The sequence below is a fragment of the Delftia sp. genome (assembly GCF_059499305.1).
In genome coordinates this window covers 24,705-44,599 of record NZ_JCABYI010000001.1, presented here as the reverse complement: position 1 = coordinate 44,599, position 19,895 = coordinate 24,705, and the positions used below count along the sequence as shown (strand labels likewise).

Sequence of the window (19,895 nt, the reverse complement as noted above, 5' to 3'; positions counted from 1 at the left end):
CAGTCAATCTGTGCGGGAGTAGTTCAATGGTAGAACCCTAGCCTTCCAAGCTAATGACGCGGGTTCGATTCCCGTCTCCCGCTCCAGTTTGCAAGCAAAGTTTTTTGAGGTTGCTTCGGCGGCTTCAAGGCCCATGTGGCTCAGTGGTAGAGCACTCCCTTGGTAAGGGAGAGGTCGGCAGTTCGATCCTGCCCATGGGCACCATTCTCTCTGGTGCGCTCGCTAGATGGGGTTGCGCCAAATCCTGTTGTAGTGATTTAGATTTTTTTCGGAGTCGGAAAAATGGCTAAAGAAAAATTCGAGCGTACCAAGCCCCACGTCAACGTGGGCACCATCGGTCACGTGGACCACGGCAAGACGACCCTGACGGCTGCCATCGCCACCGTTCTGTCCAAGAAGTTCGGCGGCGAAGCCAAGGCTTACGACCAGATCGACGCAGCACCTGAAGAAAAGGCCCGCGGCATCACGATCAACACCGCCCACGTCGAGTACGAAACGGCCAACCGCCACTACGCTCACGTTGACTGCCCCGGCCACGCCGACTACGTCAAGAACATGATCACCGGCGCTGCTCAGATGGACGGCGCTATCCTGGTGTGCTCGGCCGCTGACGGCCCGATGCCCCAGACCCGCGAGCACATCCTGCTGGCTCGTCAGGTGGGCGTGCCCTACATCATCGTGTTCCTGAACAAGTGCGACATGGTGGACGACGAAGAGCTGCTGGAGCTGGTCGAAATGGAAGTGCGCGAGCTGCTGGCCAAGTACGACTTCCCCGGCGACGACACCCCCATCATCCGCGGCTCGGCCAAGCTGGCCCTGGAAGGTGACGCAAGCGACAAGGGCGAGCCCGCCATCCTGCGTCTGGCTGAAGCCCTGGACACCTACATCCCCACGCCCGAGCGCGCTGTGGACGGTGCCTTCGCAATGCCCGTGGAAGACGTGTTCTCGATCTCCGGCCGTGGCACCGTGGTGACCGGTCGCGTTGAGCGCGGCATCATCAAGGTCGGCGAAGAAATCGAAATCGTCGGTATCCGCGACACCCAGAAGACCATCGTCACCGGCGTGGAAATGTTCCGCAAGCTGCTGGACCAAGGCCAGGCTGGCGACAACGTGGGCCTGCTGCTGCGCGGCACCAAGCGTGAAGACGTGGAACGCGGCCAAGTGCTGTGCAAGCCCGGCTCCATCAAGCCCCACACCCACTTCACGGCTGAGGTGTACGTGCTGTCCAAGGACGAAGGTGGTCGCCACACTCCGTTCTTCAACAACTACCGTCCCCAGTTCTATTTCCGCACGACCGACGTGACCGGCTCCATCGAGCTGCCCGCCGACAAGGAAATGGTGATGCCTGGCGATAACGTGTCGATCACCGTCAAGCTGATCGCCCCCATCGCCATGGAAGAAGGTCTGCGCTTCGCTATCCGCGAAGGCGGCCGTACCGTGGGCGCTGGCGTGGTTGCCAAGATCATTGCCTAACTGATTCGTAGGGGTATAGCTCAATTGGCAGAGCGTCGGTCTCCAAAACCGAAGGTTGTAGGTTCGATTCCTACTGCCCCTGCCACCTGATGGTGGAATCGCAACGAGCCCGCCCCAAAGCGGGCTTCGGTGTCTTGGCGTTGCGCAAAAAATGCGCATTAGAAATGGATTATGGCCACTACTCAGGTTGAAACGGTCAGCTCCGGAGCTGACAAAGCCAAGCTTGCCGCAGTCGCGGCTTTAGTCGTTGCTGCGATCGCAGGTTTCTATCTGCTGAGCAAGCAAGGGCCCATCGTTCAGTGGCTGGTGCTGCTGGTCGGTCTGGCTGCGGCTGCTGGCACGTTCCTTGTTTCCGAGCCCGGAAAGCGTTTCGTCAGCTTTGCGCAGGATGCCTGGCGCGAAGTCAAGAAGGTCGTCTGGCCGACGCGCAAGGAGACCATGCAGATGACCTTGTACGTCTTCGGCTTTGTGGTCATCATGGCCTTGTTCCTGTGGTTCACGGACAAGACGCTGGAGTGGGTCCTGTATGACCTGATTTTGGGCTGGAGGAAGTAATGGATGCTGTCGAAACAGGTGTGAACGACGGAGGGGCAACGCCTGCCAATCCGGATCTGCGCTGGTACATCGTCCATGCCTACTCCGGCATGGAAAAGGCCGTGGAGCGCAACATCATCGAGCGCATCGCGCGTTCGGACATGCAGTCCAAGTTCGGCCGCATCCTGGTTCCCACCGAGGAAGTGGTGGAGATGAAGAACGGCCAGCGCCGTACCACCGAACGCCGCTTGTTCCCTGGCTACGTGTTCGTCGAGATGGTCATGGACGACGACACCTGGCACCTGGTCAAGCACACCAGCAAGGTGACGGGTTTCGTGGGTGGTGCCAAGAACCGCCCAGCACCGATCTCCGAAGAGGAAGTGCGCAAGATCGTCAGCCAGATGCAGGAAGGCACGGACAAGCCGCGCCACAAGATCGAATTCATGCCCGGCGAACTGGTGCGTGTCAAGGAAGGTCCGTTCACGGACTTCAATGGCTCGGTCGAAGAGGTCAACTACGAAAAGAGCCGCCTGCGCGTCTCGGTGATGATCTTCGGTCGCTCTACGCCGGTCGAGCTTGAATTTGCCCAGGTTGAAAAAACCTGAGTTACCGCTTACAATCTCTGGCTCTGCATTTTTAGGCTCGGTGCAGGGCGTGTCAGCAAGAGTCTTTTAACCCCCGGGGAGCTGCCGGCTGCAACTATTGTTGGTTGGGCCGGCGGCGCTATACCCGCAAGGAGCATTCAATGGCGAAGAAAATCGTCGGCTTCATCAAGCTGCAAGTGCCAGCTGGTAAGGCCAATCCCTCTCCTCCGATCGGTCCTGCGCTGGGTCAGCGCGGCCTCAACATCATGGAATTCTGCAAGGCGTTCAACGCCCAGACCCAAGGTGTCGAGCCCGGCCTGCCCCTGCCCGTGGTCATCACGGCCTTTGCCGACAAGAGCTTCACCTTCATCATCAAGACGCCTCCGGCGACTGTGCTGATCAAGAAGGCCATCAAGCTGGACAAGGGCTCCTCCAACCCCCTGAAGAACAAGGTCGGCAAGATCACCCGCGCTCAGCTGGAAGAGATCGCCAACACCAAGCTGAAGGACATGAACGCTGCTGACGTCGACGCCGCCGTGCGTACGCTGGCTGGTTCGGCCCGTTCGATGGGCGTGATTGTGGAGGGCGTGTAAATGGCCAAGTTGACCAAGAAGCAAAAGGCTCTCCAGGGCAAGGTGGAGTCCACCAAGCTGTACGCTTTCGCCGACGCCGTGGCGCTGGTGAAGGAAGCCGCCACCGCCAAGTTCGATGAATCCATCGACGTGGCCGTGCAACTGGGCGTGGACGCCAAGAAGTCTGACCAAGTGGTTCGTGGCGCCGTCGTGCTGCCCCACGGCACTGGCAAGACCGCCCGCGTGGCCGTGTTCGCCCAAGGCGCCAAGGCTGAAGAAGCCAAGGCTGCTGGCGCCGACGTGGTCGGCATGGACGACCTGGCTGCCCGCGTGAAGGCTGGCGACATGCCCTTCGACGTGGTCATCGCTGCCCCCGACGCCATGCGCGTCGTCGGTACGCTGGGTCAGATCCTGGGCCCGCGCGGCCTGATGCCCAACCCCAAGGTGGGTACGGTGACTCCCGATGTGGCCACGGCCGTGAAGAACGCCAAGGCTGGTCAGGTGCAATACCGCGTCGACAAGGCCGGCATCATCCACGCCACCATCGGCCGCCGCTCGTTCGACAACGAGAAGCTGCAAGGCAACCTGGCTGCGCTGATCGACGCCCTGAACAAGTCCAAGCCCGCCTCGAGCAAGGGCCTGTACCTGCGCAAGGTGGCTGTTTCGTCGACCATGGGTGTGGGCGTTCGCGTCGACACGCAAACCATCTCGGCCTGATAGCCAAGAAATCTTGAGGCGGCTTGCGGGCTGCCTCAGTGGTGGGCCGGCGCAGCGATGCGCCGGGTCATCCAAGACCGTTGGTGTGCCTTGCGGCACTTAAACCTCAGGGGCCAACGCAGATGGCGATCCCGCTGCAGATGGATGCATTTCCAAAACAGTTGGTCGCTGCAACAAGAGCGCGCATGAGGGGCCTGCCCCGAGTGTGCATTTGAAGGAGTAGACCTTGAGTCTTAATCGCAGTGAGAAAGAAGCGGTCATCAATGAAGTGACCAGCCTCGCCGCAAAAGCTCAAACGCTTGTGATCGCGGAATACCGCGGCATCACGGTCGCCGACATGACCAAACTGCGCGTTGACGCCCGCAGCAAGGGTGTGAGCCTGAGCGTGTTGAAGAACACGCTGGCCCGCCGTGCTGTGGCTGGCAGCCAGTTCGACGTTGTCGCCGACCAGATGACCGGCCCTCTGATCTATGGCTTCTCTGAAGACGCAGTGGCTGCCGCCAAGGTGGTGGCCGACTTCGCGAAAACCAACGACAAGCTGGTGATCCGCGGTGGTGCGTTTGCAGGCAAGGCCCTGGACGTGAACGGTGTGAAGCAACTGGCGAACATCCCCTCGAAGGAAGTTCTGCTGGCACAACTGTGTGGCTTGCTGATGTCGCCTATCTCGCGTACGGCCGTTGTGCTGGGCGCCCTGGCGGCAAAGAAGAGCGAAGGCTCTGCCGAAGAACCGGCAGCCGAAGCAGTCGCAGCCTGAGCGCGCGGCAGTTAACCAATATTGTTAGGAAATCAAAATGGCATTCGATAAAGACGCATTTCTGACCGCGCTCGACGGCATGACGGTCCTGGAACTCAATGACCTGGTGAAGGCCATTGAAGAGAAGTTCGGCGTGAGCGCTGCCGCCATGGCCGCTCCCGCTGCTGGTGGCGCTGCTGGCGGCGCTGCTGCTGCAGAAGAAAAGACCGAGTTCAACGTTGTGCTGACCGAAGCCGGCGCGAACAAGGTTTCCGTCATCAAGGCCGTGCGTGAAATCACCGGCCTGGGTCTGAAGGAAGCCAAGGACCTGGTCGACGGCGCTCCCAAGAACGTCAAGGAAGGCGTTGCCAAGGCTGACGCTGAAGCCGCTGTGAAGAAGCTGGTGGAAGCCGGTGCCAAGGCTGAACTGAAGTAATTCAGTCCCCTCAAGGGCTGGAGGCTCCGAAAAAGGGCCTCCAGCCTTTGGCGCTTGTGGAGAGCGTATCCATAGAGCACACTAGAAAGCGGTCTGGAGCAGCCTGTTTTCTAGTGTCTTCTGACAACCCGACAGCAGAAGATGCCTTGGTTCGGGCGATGTGCAACGCATCGCCGTCAGCCATGGTTGGTAGTGGCCAACCGCCAAGCCCGCAGGGAGCTTTCCATGTGGGGCAGTCGTCGCAGACCCAGGACTCATGTCTTTGCCCGGAGATCTCATGGCCTATTCTTACACCGAACGCAAGCGAATCCGCAAAAGCTTCGGGAGCCGCGACAGCGTGCTCGAAGTGCCTTACCTGCTGCAGATGCAAAAAGATGCATATACCGCATTCTTGCAGGCAGATGTAGCCCCCAAAAAACGCACCATCGAAGGCCTGCAAGCGGCCTTCAACTCTGCCTTCCCCATCGTCTCCCACAACGGTTTTGTGGAGATGAAGTTCGTCGAGTACAACCTCGCCAAGCCTGCTTTCGATGTGCGCGAGTGCCAGACCCGTGGTCTGACCTTCGCCTCTGCCGTGCGCGCCAAGGTTCAGCTGATCATCTATGACCGTGAGTCTTCGACCTCGCAGTCCAAGGTGGTCAAGGAAGTCAAGGAGCAAGAGGTCTACATGGGCGAAGTGCCCCTGATGACCGACAAGGGCTCGTTCATCATCAACGGTACCGAGCGCGTCATCGTCTCGCAGCTGCACCGCTCGCCTGGCGTGTTCTTCGAACACGACAAGGGCAAGACCCACAGCTCGGGCAAGCTGCTGTTCTCGGCACGCATCATTCCTTACCGCGGCTCGTGGCTGGACTTCGAGTTCGACCCCAAGGACCTGCTGTTCTTCCGCGTCGACCGTCGTCGCAAGATGCCCGTGTCCATTCTGCTGAAGGCCATCGGCCTGACGCCGGAATCGATCCTGGCCAATTTCTTCGTCAACGACAACTTCCGCCTCATGGATTCGGGCGCGCAGATGGAGTTCGTCCCCGAGCGCCTGCGCGGCGAGGTCGCGCGCTTCGACATCACCGACAAGTCGGGCAAGGTCGTGGTCGCCAAGGACAAGCGCGTCACTGCTCGCCACACGCGTGAGCTGGAGCAGTCGGGCACCAAGTTCATCAGCGTCCCCGAAGATTTCCTGATCGGCCGCGTGGTCGCCAAGAACATCGTCGATCCGGACACTGGCGAGATCATCGCCAAGGCCAACGAAGAGCTGACCGAGTCCCTGCTCAAGAAGCTGCGCAGCGCCGGCATCCAGGATCTGCAGTGCATCTACACGAACGAGCTGGACCAGGGCGCCTACATTTCGCAGACCCTGCGCACCGACGAAACCGTCGATGAGTTCGCTGCGCGCGTGGCCATCTACCGCATGATGCGCCCCGGCGAGCCGCCGACCGAGGACGCCGTGCAGGCCCTGTTCCAGCGCCTGTTCTACAACCCCGACACCTACGATCTTTCGCGCGTGGGCCGGATGAAGTTCAACGCCAAGGTCGGCCGCGATGGCGCCACCGGCCCCATGGTGCTGTCCAACGAGGACATCCTGGCCGTGGTCAAGATCCTGGTGGATCTGCGCAACGGCAAGGGCGAGGTCGATGACATCGACCACCTGGGCAACCGCCGCGTGCGTTGCGTGGGCGAACTGGCCGAGAACCAGTACCGCACGGGCCTGGCACGTATCGAGAAGGCCGTGAAGGAGCGTCTGGGTCAGGCCGAGCAAGAGCCGCTGATGCCCCATGACCTGATCAACAGCAAGCCGATTTCGGCCGCCCTGAAGGAATTCTTCGGTGCGTCGCAGCTGTCGCAGTTCATGGACCAGACCAATCCTCTGGCCGAAATCACGCACAAGCGTCGCGTCTCGGCCCTGGGCCCGGGCGGTCTGACGCGCGAGCGCGCAGGCTTCGAAGTGCGCGACGTGCACGTGACCCACTACGGCCGCGTCTGCCCTATCGAAACGCCTGAAGGCCCGAACATCGGCCTGATCAATTCGCTGGCCCTGTACGCCCGCCTGAACGAGTACGGCTTCATCGAGACGCCTTACCGTCGCGTGGCCGACGGCAAGGTCACGATGGAGATCGATTACCTGTCGGCCATCGAGGAAGGCAAGTACATCATCGCCCAGGCCAATGCCGAGCTGGATGCCGAAGGCCGCCTGATCGGCGACCTGGTGTCGGCGCGCGAAAAGGGTGATTCGACCCTGGTGTCGGCCGAGCGCGTTCAGTACATGGACGTGTCGCCCGCACAGATCGTGTCGGTGGCTGCCTCGCTGATTCCGTTCCTGGAGCACGATGACGCGAACCGCGCATTGATGGGCGCCAACATGTCGCGTCAGGCCGTGCCTGTGCTGCGTCCCGAAAAGCCCATGGTGGGCACGGGCATCGAGCGCGTGGCGGCAGTGGACTCCGGCACCGTGGTGACGGCAACCCGCGGCGGTATCGTGGACTATGTCGATGCAACGCGCATCGTGGTCCGCGTGAACGATGCGGAAGCCGTGGCCGGCGAAGTCGGCGTGGACATCTACAACCTCATCAAGTACCAGCGTTCCAACCAGAACACCAACATCCACCAGCGTCCCATCGTCAAGCGTGGCGACAAGCTGGCCAAGGGTGACGTGGTGGCCGACGGCGCATCGACCGACCTGGGCGAAATCGCCATCGGTCAGAACATGCTGATCGCCTTCATGCCCTGGAACGGCTACAACTTCGAGGATTCGATCCTGATCAACGAGCGCGTGGTGGCCGAAGACCGCTACACCTCGATCCATATCGAAGAACTCGTGGTGATGGCCCGCGACACCAAGCTCGGTGCAGAGGAAATCACGCGCGACATCCCGAACCTGTCCGAGCAGCAGCTCAACCGCCTGGACGAGTCCGGCATCATCTACGTGGGTGCGGAAGTGCAGCCCGGCGATGTGCTGGTCGGCAAGGTCACGCCCAAGGGCGAGACCACGCTGACGCCTGAAGAGAAGCTGCTGCGCGCCATCTTCGGCGAGAAGGCTTCCGACGTGAAGGACACCTCGCTGCGCGTGGACCAGGGCTCGCAAGGCACCGTGATCGACGTGCAGGTCTTCACCCGTGAAGGCATCCAGCGCGACAAGCGTGCCCAGCAGATCATCGACGATGAACTCAAGCGCTACCGCCTGGACCTGAACGACCAGCTGCGCATCGTCGAGGCCGACGCCTTCGACCGTATCGAGAAGCTGCTCAATGGCCGCGTGGCCAACGGCGGCCCGCAAAAGCTGGCCAAGGGCGCCAAGATCGACAAGGCCTACCTGGACGGCGTGGAGAAGTTCCACTGGTTCGACATCCGTCCTGCAGAGGACGAGGTCGCCACCCAGCTCGAGTCCATCAAGAACTCGCTGGAGCAGACGCGCCACAGCTTCGACCTGGCTTTCGAAGAAAAGCGCAAGAAGCTCACCCAGGGCGACGAGCTGCCCGCTGGCGTGCTCAAGATGGTCAAGGTCTACCTGGCCGTCAAGCGCCGCCTGCAGCCCGGCGACAAGATGGCCGGCCGCCACGGCAACAAGGGCGTGGTCTCCAAGATCGTTCCGGTTGAGGACATGCCCTACATGGCCGACGGCTCCACTGCCGACATCGTGCTGAACCCGCTGGGCGTGCCTTCGCGCATGAACATCGGCCAGGTGCTGGAAGTGCATCTGGGCTGGGCCGGCAAGGGCCTGGGCCAGCGCATCGGCGACATGCTGCAGCAGGAAGCCCGTGCGGCCGAAATCCGTGCCTTCATGGAAGAGATCTACAACTCGCGCGGCCGCAAGGAAGACCTGGCCCAGCTCGATGACAACGAGATCGTGTCCATGGCGCAGGCGCTGACTACGGGCGTGCCGTTTGCCACGCCGGTGTTCGACGGCGCTTCCGAGCAGGAAATCCAGGACATGCTGCATCTGGCATATCCGGAAGAGCTGAAGGAGCGCAAGGGCCTGACCGAAAGCCGCACGCAGGCCTACCTGTATGACGGCCGCACCGGTGACCGCTTCGAGCGTCCGACCACCATCGGCTACATGCACTACCTGAAGCTGCACCACTTGGTCGACGACAAGATGCACGCCCGCTCCACGGGTCCGTACTCTCTGGTGACGCAGCAGCCCCTGGGCGGCAAGGCCCAGTTCGGCGGCCAGCGTTTCGGGGAAATGGAAGTGTGGGCGCTGGAAGCCTACGGCGCCGCCTATGTGCTGCAGGAAATGCTGACCGTGAAGTCCGACGACGTGGTGGGCCGTACCAAGGTGTACGAATCCATCGTCAAGGGCGAGCACGCCATCGAGGCAGGCATGCCCGAGTCGTTCAACGTGCTGGTCAAGGAAATCCGCTCCCTGGGCCTCGACATCGAGCTTGAGCGTTCTTAAATATTGAAAAGGGAAAGAGTCTTATGAAATCTCTACTCGACCTGTTCAAGCAATTCACGCCCGATGAGCATTTCGATGCCATCAAGATCGGTCTGGCTTCTCCCGAGAAGATCCGTTCCTGGTCCTTCGGCGAGGTGAAGAAGCCCGAGACCATCAACTACCGCACGTTCAAGCCCGAGCGCGATGGTCTGTTCTGCGCCAAGATCTTTGGCCCCATCAAGGACTACGAGTGCCTGTGCGGCAAGTACAAGCGCCTCAAGCACCGCGGCGTGATCTGCGAGAAGTGCGGCGTCGAAGTGACCCAGACCAAGGTGCGCCGCGAGCGCATGGGCCACATCGACCTGGCTGCGCCCTGCGCCCACATCTGGTTCCTGAAGTCGCTGCCGTCGCGTCTGGGCCTGGTGCTCGACATGACGCTGCGCGACATCGAGCGCGTGCTGTACTTCGAAGCCTACGTGGTGACCGACCCCGGCATGACCCCGCTGAAGAAGTTCAGCATCATGACCGAGGACGATTACGAGGCCAAGCGCACCGAGTACGGTGACGAGTTCGAAGCCAAGATGGGCGCCGAAGGCATCAAGGACCTGCTCGAAGGCATCGACATCGACGTCGAGACCGAGCGCCTGCGCGGCGACCTGACCGGCTCCGAAGTCAAGGTCAAGAAGAACGCCAAGCGCCTGAAGCTGCTGGAAGCGTTCAAGAAGTCCGGCATCAAGCCGGGCTGGATGGTCATGGAAGTGCTGCCCGTGCTGCCCCCGGACCTGCGTCCGCTGGTGCCGCTGGACGGCGGCCGCTTCGCAACGTCCGACCTGAACGACCTGTATCGCCGCGTCATCAACCGCAACTCGCGTCTGCGCCGCCTGCTGGAGCTGAAGGCTCCGGAAATCATCGCGCGCAACGAAAAGCGCATGCTGCAGGAAGCAGTGGACTCGCTGCTGGACAACGGCCGCCGTGGCAAGGCCATGACGGGCGCCAACAAGCGTGCCCTGAAGTCGCTGGCCGACATGATCAAGGGCAAGAGCGGCCGTTTCCGCCAGAACTTGCTGGGCAAGCGCGTGGACTACTCGGGCCGTTCCGTGATCACGGTGGGTCCGTACCTCAAGCTGCACCAGTGCGGTCTGCCCAAGCTGATGGCGCTGGAACTGTTCAAGCCCTTCATCTTCGCGCAGCTCGAGCAGCGCGGCATCGCCACCACCATCAAGGCGGCGAAGAAGGAAGTGGAATCCGGCACGCCCGTGGTGTGGGACATCCTCGAAGAGGTCATCAAGGAGCACCCGGTCATGCTGAACCGTGCTCCCACGCTGCACCGCCTGGGCATCCAGGCCTTCGAGCCCATCCTGATCGAAGGCAAGGCCATCCAGCTGCACCCGCTCGTCTGCGCGGCCTTCAACGCCGACTTCGACGGTGACCAGATGGCCGTCCACGTTCCGCTGTCGGTGGAAGCACAGATGGAAGCCCGCACGCTGATGCTGGCCTCCAACAACGTGCTGTTCCCCGCATCGGGCGAGCCCTCCATCGTTCCTTCGCAGGACGTGGTGCTGGGTCTGTACCACGCGACGCGCGAGCGCATCAACGGCAAGGGCGAGGGCATGGTCTTCGCCGACATCGGCGAAGTGCAGCGCGCGCTGGACGCCGAGCAGGTCGAGCTGGCCGCCAAGATCAGCGTTCGCCTGACCGAGTGGACGAAGAACAAGGACTCCGGCGAGTTCGAGCCTTCGACCAGCCTGGTGGAAACCACCGTGGGCCGCGCCCTGATGTCCGAGATCCTTCCCAAGGGCCTGCCGTTCAGCCACATGAACAAGGCGCTCAAGAAGAAGGAGATCTCCAAGCTCATCAATGCCTCGTTCCGCAAGTGCGGTCTGAAGGCCACGGTGGTGTTTGCCGACAAGCTGCTGCAAAACGGCTTCCGCCTGTCCACGCACGCCGGCATCTCGATCGCCATCGGCGACATGCTGGTGCCGCCGCAAAAGGCCGAGATCATCGGCCGTGCCGAAGCCGAGGTGAAGGAGATCGAACAGCAGTACGTCTCCGGTCTCGTGACCGCTGGCGAGCGCTACAACAAGGTGGTGGACATCTGGGGCAAGGCCGGCGACGAAGTCTCCAAGGTCATGATGGCCCAGCTGGCCAAGGAAAAGGTCATCGACCGCCACGGCAACGAAGTCGAGCAGGAATCGTTCAACGCCATCTACATGATGGCCGACTCCGGTGCCCGCGGCTCGGCCGCGCAGATCCGCCAGCTGGCCGGCATGCGTGGCCTGATGGCCAAGCCTGACGGCTCCATCATCGAGACGCCCATTACGGCGAACTTCCGTGAAGGCCTGAACGTTCTGCAGTACTTCATCTCCACCCACGGCGCCCGAAAGGGTCTGGCCGACACGGCGTTGAAGACGGCCAACTCCGGCTACCTGACGCGTCGTCTGGTGGACGTGACGCAGGATCTGGTGGTCAACGAGGACGATTGCGGCACGAGCAATGGCGCACTGATGCGCGCCATCGTCGAAGGCGGTGAAGTCATCGAATCGCTGCGCGACCGCGTGCTGGGCCGTACCACGGCCGAGGACGTCGTGCATCCCGAGACGCTGGCCGTGCTGCTGCCCGCAGGCACGCTGCTCAACGAAGACGTGATCGACGAGCTGGAGTCGCAAGGCGTGGACGAGATCAAGGTCCGCACCGCGCTGACCTGCGAAACCCGCTACGGCCTGTGCGCCAAGTGCTACGGCCGCGACCTGGGCCGCGGCGGCCTGATCAACCTCGGCGAAGCCGTGGGTGTGATCGCCGCCCAGTCCATCGGCGAGCCCGGCACGCAGCTGACCATGCGTACCTTCCACATCGGTGGTGCCGCTTCGCGCGCTGCCATCGCCTCGAGCGTGGAAGCCAAGTCCAACGGCTCCATCAGCTTCAACAGCACGATGCGCTACGTCAGCAACACCAAGGGTGAGCTGGTCGTGATTTCGCGTTCGGGCGAAATCGTCATCAGCGACAACGGCCGCGAGCGTGAGCGCCACAAGGTGCCCTACGGTGCCGTGCTGACCGTCAGGCCCGACCAGCAGGTCAAGGCCGGTCTGATCCTGGCCAACTGGGATCCGCTGACCCGACCCATCATTACCGAGTACGCCGGCCAGGTGCGCTTCGAGAATGTGGAAGAGGGCCTGACCGTGGCCAAGCAGGTCGATGAAGTGACCGGCCTGTCCACGCTGGTGGTGATCGATCCCAAGCGCCGTGGCTCTGCCAAGGTCGTGCGTCCCCAGGTCAAGCTGATCGATGCCAACAACCAGGAAGTCAAGATCCCCGGCACCGACCACTCGGTGACGATCGGCTTCCAGGTCGGCGCGCTGATCCAGGTGCGTGACGGCCAGGACGTGGGCCCCGGCGAAGTGCTGGCCCGTATCCCTGTCGAAGGCCAGAAGACCCGCGACATTACCGGCGGTCTGCCCCGCGTGGCCGAGCTGTTCGAAGCCCGCACGCCCAAGGACAAGGGCACGCTGGCCGAGATGACCGGCACCATTTCCTTCGGCAAGGAAACCAAGGGCAAGGTGCGCATGCAGATCACCGATCTGGATGGCAAGGTCTGGGAAGAACTCGTGCCCAAGGAAAAGAACATCCTGGTGCACGAAGGCCAGGTGGTCAACAAGGGTGAGTCCATCGTCGACGGCCCGGCCGATCCGCAGGACATCCTGCGCCTGCTGGGCATCGAGGAGCTGTCGCGCTACATCGTCGATGAAGTGCAGGACGTCTACCGCCTGCAGGGTGTGAAGATCAACGACAAGCACATCGAGGTGATCGTTCGCCAGATGCTGCGCCGCGTCGTGGTCGAGAACACCGGCGACTCGACCTACATCGCTGGCGAGCAGGTCGAGCGTTCGGAGATCCTCAATACCAACGAGGCGCTGCAGCGCGAAGGCAAGATCCCTGCCACGTACTCCAACGTGCTGCTGGGTATTACCAAGGCATCGCTGTCGACCGACTCCTTCATCTCTGCCGCGTCGTTCCAGGAAACGACCCGCGTGCTCACCGAGGCTGCCATCATGGGCAAGCGCGACGAGCTGCGTGGCCTGAAGGAAAACGTCATCGTGGGTCGCCTGATCCCCGCTGGTACGGGTCTGGCATACCACCAGGCGCGCAAGGCCAAGGACGCCATGGACGACGCAGAGCGCCGCGCCATCGCCGACGCCGAAGCGGCCGAACTGGCCGGTGTGATGGCTGACGACGACGCTGGCGTGGCTGCCGTCGCCGGTGACGCTTCCGCTGACTGATAGGCGGTGTCACCCCCTGAGCGGCTGTGCCGCTTCCCCCTCTCTCGCTACGCGGGAGGGGGACGACGCCCTCGCTGCGGGGGCGGCCCTTGCTCGGCGTCCCTCTTGTTGGGACATGCTGTCTCTTAGAGCAGTGCATGGCGCAAGTGCTTGATGATGTGACGCTCCCGGCCTGCCCTGCGCAGGCGGGAGCGTTTTTCTTTGGGAATAACCAGAGTTCGGCCGGACCAGCTTCCGGCCGGGCCATTGCAGACGATGTGGTCCTTGTCTCTTGAATGGATGCTGCTGGCACTGCTGGTGTTCTGGGCCGTCGGCGCATACAACCGGCTGGCCCGGCTGCGCAGCGGCTGCGTGCAGCAGTTCGGTACGCTCGATGCATACCTGGGCCAGTGGCATGCCATGCTGCAGGCCTTCGAGGCACAGCCCAAGGGCGAAGGCCAAAGCCCCGCCCTTGTGCATGCCCAGGCCGCGCTGCACCAGACCGCCGCGCAGTTGCAGGCGGCGCTGGTCGATGCCCGTGGCCGGCCGCTGCGCGAGAGCGCGCTGGCCTCGCTGGAGCATGCCTGCTCGGCGCTGGAGGTGGCCTGGCAGGCCATGACCAAGGTCGCCGTTGACACCGGCACCGGCGCCGCTGGCACTGGCGCTGCGCCATCAGATACCCCGTCGCCGGACCCCGATCCGCTGCAGCCCTGGCAGCAGCGCTGGACCGAGCACCAGGTGCGCAACCGCCTGGGACTGCAGCAATTCAACGCCGCGGCCGAGCGCTACAACGCCGCCATCGCGCAATATCCGGCCAGGGTGCTGGCCTGGCTGCTGGGCTTTCGCCCGGTGCGCAGCCTGCTGGTCGAACCTGCGCCCAGCAAGGTGCAGGAAAGTGGAACATGAACCAACGCACGCATTCTTCCCCGCGCCGCGCTGCGGCGCCCTCGCAGGCGCATGCCGCACCGGCCGCACCTCCTCTTTGGCAGCAGCTCGACGCCGTCGCCCAATGCCTGCAGGCCGTGCTCGAAGGCCAGTCCAGCCGCAGCGTGCTGGCGCGTGTGCCGCAGCCGCTGCGTCCCGGCGTGCAGGCCCTGCTGTTCCAGGTGCTGCGCCAGCTGGGCCGTGCCCAGGCGCTGCAAAAGCAGTTGGCCTCGCGCAACCCGCCGCCGCGCGTCAGCGCATTGCTGAACACCGCCCTGGCCCTGGCCTGGGATGAATCTCGCGCGCCATACCCGCCGTTCACCCTGGTCAACCAGGCCGTGGAAGCAGCCAAGCAAGGGCCGACCCGCGCGCAGTCCGGCTTTGTCAACGCCTGCCTGCGCCGCTTTCTGCGCGAGCGCGATGCCCTGGTCGCCGCCACCGAAGCCCAGCCGCAGGCGGTCTGGAACCATCCCGCCTGGTGGATTGCCCGCCTGCGCAAGGACCATCCCGATCACTGGCAGGCCATCCTGCAGGCCAACAACGAGCAGCCTCCGATGACGCTGCGCGTCAATCGCCAAAGGGCAGACCGCGCGCAGTACCAGGCGGCGCTGCAGGCCATGGACGTGCCATCGCTTGCCGTGGCCGACAGCGGCCTGCAACTGCAGCAGGCCTTGCCCGTGCAATCCCTGCCGGGCTTCGACCAGGGCCTGGCCTCCGTGCAGGATGCGGCGGCGCAACTGGCCGCACCGCTGCTGCTGCAAGGGCTGGAGCAGCCCGCCGGCCGAGCGTTGCGGGTACTTGATGCCTGCGCCGCCCCCGGTGGCAAGACGGCCCACCTGCTGGAATACGCAGCGCCGCAGACCCTGCAGGTCACGGCGCTGGAGATAGACGCCGAGCGCGCCGCGCGCATCGAGGACACGCTGGGAAGGCTGCAGTTGCAGGCGCAAGTGGTCGTGGCCGATGCGTCCCAGCCTGCGCAGTGGTTCGAGGCGCAATGCGGTGGCCAGCTGTTCGACGCCATCTTGCTGGACGCGCCCTGCACGGCCTCGGGCATCGTGCGGCGCCAGCCCGACGTGCGCTGGCTGCGCCGCGAAAGCGATGTGCACCAGCTGGCCCAGATCCAGTCCCGGCTGCTCGACACCCTGTGGCCCCTGCTGCAGCCTGGCGGGCGCCTGCTGTACTGCACCTGCTCGGTCTTCAGGCAAGAGGGCGAGGCACAGGTTCAAGCGTTTGTTGCACGCAACAGTGAGGCGCGAACACTGCCGGCGCCGGGGCATTTAATCCCGGGCAAGGACTACAAAGCCGGCATGCTGGCTGACAATGCTTTGGGTGACCACGACGGCTTCTTCTACGCCTTGCTGCAAAAGACGCGCTGACCCCCGTCCCCGGACCAGGTCGCCAGCCTGGCTGCGCCTGCTGGCGCGGCTGGCCGGGGCACTTGTGCTGGCCGCCGTGCTGGCCGGCCTGGGCCTGCAGGCCAGGGCCGATGCGCTGACCGCCGAGATCGGATCCATGCAGCTCGAGCGCTCCGACGATGGTCTGCTGCTGTCCGCCAATCTCCAGTTCGAGTTGCCCTACCAGATCGACGACGCGCTGCGTCAGGGCATTCCCATGTACTTCGTGGCCGAGGCCCAGGTCCAGCGTGAGCGCTGGTACTGGTCCGATCAGCAACTGGCCACCGCCAGCCGCCACTACCGCCTCAGCCACCAGCCGCTGACACGCCGCTGGCGCCTGCACATCTCCAATACCCCCTTCTCCAGCGCCGGGCTGGGGCTGGCCCTGGGCCAGACCTTCGAGACCCTGGAAGATGCGCTGTCCTCCATGCGGCGCATCTCGCGCTGGAAAATCATGGACACGGCACCCACGCAGTCGGGTGTCTCGGTGCAGCTGCGCTTTCGCATCGACCTGTCCCAGCTGCCAAGGCCGTTGCAGATCGGTGCGCTGGGCCGCTCTGGCTGGAACCTGCAGCTGTCGCGCGCCCAGATGCTGGAAGACGCGCCATGAACCGGGACACCGACGCCGACGAACGCATGGCCCTGCCGGCCTCGGCCGGCCTGTCGCGCGGCACGCGCTGGGCCGTGGGCGTGGGCGCCGGCCTCATGGGGCTGGTCGGCGTGCTGCTGCTGTTCCTGCTGACCCTGGCCACCAACAACCGGCTGGACTACGAGCGCAACTACAACTGGCTGTTCGCCGCCAACGTGGTCGTGGCCGGCCTGCTGCTGGCCATCCTGGTCTGGGGCGGCATCCGCCTGGCCATACGCCTGCAGCGGGGGCGCTTCGGCAGCCGCCTGCTGCTCAAGCTGGCCGGCATCTTCACGCTGGTGGGACTGGTGCCGGGCCTGCTGATCTACATCGTTTCCTACCAGTTCGTCTCGCGCTCCATCGAGAGCTGGTTCGACGTGCAGGTCGAGGGTGCGCTGTCGGCAGGCGTGAGCCTGGCCAGCTCCACGCTGGAGACCGTGGCCAACGACATGGCCAACAACACGCGTACCGCAGGCGCCCAGCTGTCCCAGGTCTCCGATGCGGGCGCCGCGCTGATCCTGGAGCGCGTGCGCGACCAGTTGGGGGCCACCGATGTCGTGCTGTGGAGCGCCTCCGAAATCGCCGTCGTGGGTCCGGCGCCGGTGCCGCGCAGTGGCGAGCTGGCTGGCTTGCGCGCGGTTGCCAGCGCAGGTCAATCGCGCTTCAACCTGCAGCCCGAACGCCCCAGCGCGCAAATGCTGCGCTCGCTGCGCGAGCAGCGCGCCGTGGCCAGCATCGAAGGACTGGACGACGACGGCACGGCCCAGCCGGGTGCCACAGCGCCGAATGCCCAGGTTCGCACGCTGGCCGTGGTTCCCAACCCCAGCGTGGGACTGCTGACCGAGCCGCGTTATTTGCAGGCCACCATTGCGCTGCCGCAGGCGCTGGTGACCAACGCCCTTGCCGTGCAGGCCGCCAACCGCGAATACCAGGAACGCGCGCTGGCACGCGGCGGCCTGCAGCGCATGTACATAGGCACGCTCACGCTCAGCCTGTTCCTGGCGGTCTTCGGCGCCGTGGTGCTGGCCATCGTGCTGGGCAACCAGCTGGCCAGGCCGCTGCTGCTGCTGGCCCAGGGCATGCGCGACGTGGCGCGCGGCGACCTGCGGCCCAAGCCGGCGCTGCAGACGCGCGACGAGATCGGCGGGCTCACGCGCTCCTTCGCGCTCATGACCCAGCAACTGGCCGATGCGCGCGCCGAGGCCAACCGCAGCATGGGCCAGCTCGATGCCGCACGCGGCAACCTGCAGACCATCCTCGACAACCTCACATCGGGCGTCATCGTGCTGGACGCGCGGGGCGCCATCGTCCTGAGCAATCCCGGGGCCACGCGCATACTGCGCGCGCCCATGGCCGTCCATGAAGGACGGGCGCTGTCCCAGGTGCCGGGGCTGGAGCAGTTCGGCGAAGTCGTGCAGGAGCAGTTCGCGCTCTTCCTGGGCGAGCAGGGGCGCGATCGCTGGCAACTGGTGCATGAGCTGCATGCCTCCACCGATGGCGGCGTCATCCAGCACACCACCACCCTGGTCATGCGCGGTGCGGAACTGCCCGATGCGCAGCGGCTGCTGGTCTTCGACGACATCTCCGAGATCGTCTCGGCCCAGCGCGCCCAGGCCTGGGGCGAGGTGGCGCGCCGCGTGGCCCATGAGATCAAGAACCCGCTCACGCCCATCCAGCTGTCGGCCGAGCGCATGGTCATGCGGCTGACCGACAAGCTGCAGCCGGCTGACCAGGCGCTGCTGGCCAAGTCCGTCAAGACCATCGTCGATCAGGTCGGCGCCATGAAGCGCCTGGTCGATGAATTCCGCGACTACGCGCGCCTGCCTGCCGCCAATCTGCAGTCGCTGGACCTCAACGCGCTGGTGACCGACGTGCTGCAGCTGTACGGTGAAGAGAACGCCGAAGTGCGCGTGGAGTGTGTGCTGGACCCGCAATGCCCGCCGATTTCCGGCGATGGCCAGCAGCTGCGTCAGGTCATTCACAATCTTTTGCAGAATGCCCAGGACGCCACGGCCCAGCGTGCGCAGGAAAGCGGCCAGCCCCCCGGCCCCGTGACCATAGAGACGCGCTGGAACGAGTCCACGCGCCGCGTGCGCCTGAGCATCAGCGACAGCGGCACGGGCTTCGCGGCCAACATCCTTCAACGGGCCTTCGAGCCCTATGTCACGACCAAGGCGCGGGGCACCGGACTGGGCCTGGCCGTGGTCAAGAAAATCGCAGACGAGCATGGCGCCCGCATCGACCTGGGCAACAGGGACGACGGCGGGGTGATTCAAGGTGCGCAAGTGTCGCTATCATTTGCGCCTGAGCGTACAGGATAGGCCTGACGCCCCCCGCGCCTCAGCACATAGGCTTAAGACACATGGCAAACATACTGGTGGTCGACGACGAACTGGGGATCCGGGATTTGTTGTCGGAAATCCTCAACGACGAAGGTCATAGTGTGGACGTGGCCGAGAACGCCGGCCAGGCGCGCACGGCGCGCGCCTCCAACACCTACGACCTCGTGCTGCTCGACATCTGGATGCCCGACACCGATGGCGTATCGCTGCTCAAGGAATGGGCCTCGGCGGGCCAGCTGACCATGCCGGTCATCATGATGAGCGGCCACGCCACCATCGAGACGGCGGTGGAGGCCACGCGCATCGGTGCGCTGTCCTTCCTGGAAAAGCCCATCACCATGCAGAAGCTGCTCAAGGCGGTGGAGCAGGGCCTGGCGCGCAATGCCGCCAGCCAGGCGCCGGCTGCAGCGCCTGCCGCAGTGGCCGAGCCCGCCGACATCGCAGCCGTCGTCACGCCTGCGGCCAGCCGTGTGCCGGTGGACAACAACGTGCCGCATGCACACCAGGGTTTCGATCTGGACCGCCCCCTGCGCGAGGCGCGCGACGGTTTCGAGAAGGCCTACTTCGAGTTCCACCTGGCGCGCGAAGGCGGCTCCATGACCCGCGTGGCCGAGAAGACCGGCCTGGAGCGCACCCACCTGTACCGCAAGCTGCGCCAGCTGGGCGTGGACCTGGGCCGCAACAAGCGCGGATAGATTTTTTGAAGGAATTTTGGCTTTTTCGTTTTTGGGTCAAAAAATCCTGCATATAATCTAGTTCTCGGCCCGGTAGCTCAGTCGGTAGAGCAGAGGATTGAAAATCCTTGTGTCGGCGGTTCGATTCCGTCCCAGGCCACCAGATACAGTGAAAAAGATTACGGACTGCTTCGCAAGAAGCAGTCCGTTTTTCTTTGTGGCTCAGGCAATGCGTGATCCTGCCTGTGCGGCGGCTGCGGCC

General features: G+C 63.9%; 14 protein-coding genes and 4 tRNA genes. All 18 read left to right on the top strand.

Annotation, left to right across the window (positions count from 1 at the left end):
* Positions 1-12: 12 nt before the first annotated feature.
* Positions 13-86 (top strand) — tRNA-Gly (locus AC5I49_RS00160).
* Positions 87-129: 43 nt separating this feature from the next.
* A tRNA-Thr gene (locus tag AC5I49_RS00155) sits at positions 130-204 on the top strand.
* A gap of 78 nt (positions 205-282) precedes the next feature.
* Complete coding sequence (tuf, locus tag AC5I49_RS00150; RefSeq protein WP_016448514.1) at positions 283-1,473, top strand: elongation factor Tu; 1,191 nt, start codon at positions 283-285, stop codon at positions 1,471-1,473.
* 9 nt (positions 1,474-1,482) lie between these two features.
* A tRNA-Trp gene (locus AC5I49_RS00145) sits at positions 1,483-1,558 on the top strand.
* Positions 1,559-1,644: 86 nt separating this feature from the next.
* Positions 1,645-2,028: a preprotein translocase subunit SecE gene (secE, locus tag AC5I49_RS00140; protein ID WP_012202436.1), complete on the top strand. Its 384-nt coding sequence runs from the start codon at positions 1,645-1,647 to the stop codon at positions 2,026-2,028.
* Positions 2,028-2,612, top strand: a complete 585-nt coding sequence (gene nusG, locus AC5I49_RS00135) for a transcription termination/antitermination protein NusG (protein ID WP_016450388.1) — start codon at positions 2,028-2,030, stop codon at positions 2,610-2,612. The genes secE and nusG overlap by 1 nt, the downstream gene beginning before the upstream one ends.
* A 140-nt stretch (positions 2,613-2,752) precedes the next feature.
* Complete coding sequence (rplK, locus tag AC5I49_RS00130; protein WP_012202438.1) at positions 2,753-3,184, top strand: 50S ribosomal protein L11; 432 nt, start codon at positions 2,753-2,755, stop codon at positions 3,182-3,184.
* A complete protein-coding gene (gene rplA / locus AC5I49_RS00125; protein ID WP_016450389.1) occupies positions 3,185-3,880 on the top strand; it encodes a 50S ribosomal protein L1 in 696 nt (231 codons plus the stop codon). It abuts the gene before it with no gap.
* A gap of 226 nt (positions 3,881-4,106) precedes the next feature.
* Positions 4,107-4,634 carry a 50S ribosomal protein L10 gene (gene rplJ / locus AC5I49_RS00120; protein ID WP_016450390.1) on the top strand — a complete coding sequence of 176 codons (528 nt, stop codon included), beginning with the start codon at positions 4,107-4,109 and terminating at the stop codon, positions 4,632-4,634.
* Between the two features lie 37 nt (positions 4,635-4,671).
* Complete coding sequence (rplL, locus tag AC5I49_RS00115) at positions 4,672-5,049, top strand: 50S ribosomal protein L7/L12 (RefSeq protein WP_012202441.1); 378 nt, start codon at positions 4,672-4,674, stop codon at positions 5,047-5,049.
* Between the two features lie 277 nt (positions 5,050-5,326).
* Positions 5,327-9,439, top strand: coding sequence for a DNA-directed RNA polymerase subunit beta (gene rpoB, locus AC5I49_RS00110; protein WP_016450391.1), 4,113 nt, complete (start codon positions 5,327-5,329; stop codon positions 9,437-9,439).
* A 23-nt stretch (positions 9,440-9,462) separates the two neighbouring features.
* A complete protein-coding gene (gene rpoC, locus AC5I49_RS00105) occupies positions 9,463-13,692 on the top strand; it encodes a DNA-directed RNA polymerase subunit beta' (protein ID WP_016450392.1) in 4,230 nt (1,409 codons plus the stop codon).
* Positions 13,693-13,947: 255 nt separating this feature from the next.
* A complete protein-coding gene (locus tag AC5I49_RS00100) occupies positions 13,948-14,577 on the top strand; it encodes a LemA protein (RefSeq protein WP_495788679.1) in 630 nt (209 codons plus the stop codon).
* Positions 14,574-15,971 (top strand): 16S rRNA (cytosine(967)-C(5))-methyltransferase RsmB, encoded by a 1,398-nt coding sequence (rsmB, locus tag AC5I49_RS00095; protein WP_047219498.1) that lies wholly within the window; start codon positions 14,574-14,576, stop codon positions 15,969-15,971. Before AC5I49_RS00100 ends, rsmB begins: the two co-directional genes overlap by 4 nt.
* Positions 15,916-16,599: a DUF4390 domain-containing protein gene (locus tag AC5I49_RS00090; RefSeq protein ID WP_016450395.1), complete on the top strand. Its 684-nt coding sequence runs from the start codon at positions 15,916-15,918 to the stop codon at positions 16,597-16,599. Before rsmB ends, AC5I49_RS00090 begins: the two co-directional genes overlap by 56 nt.
* Positions 16,596-18,938 carry a sensor histidine kinase gene (locus tag AC5I49_RS00085; protein ID WP_310044609.1) on the top strand — a complete coding sequence of 781 codons (2,343 nt, stop codon included), beginning with the start codon at positions 16,596-16,598 and terminating at the stop codon, positions 18,936-18,938. Before AC5I49_RS00090 ends, AC5I49_RS00085 begins: the two co-directional genes overlap by 4 nt.
* 41 nt (positions 18,939-18,979) lie before the next feature.
* A complete protein-coding gene (locus AC5I49_RS00080) occupies positions 18,980-19,654 on the top strand; it encodes a response regulator (protein WP_016450397.1) in 675 nt (224 codons plus the stop codon).
* 66 nt (positions 19,655-19,720) lie between these two features.
* Positions 19,721-19,796: transfer RNA gene (locus AC5I49_RS00075), tRNA-Phe, on the top strand.
* Positions 19,797-19,895: the final 99 nt, after the last annotated feature.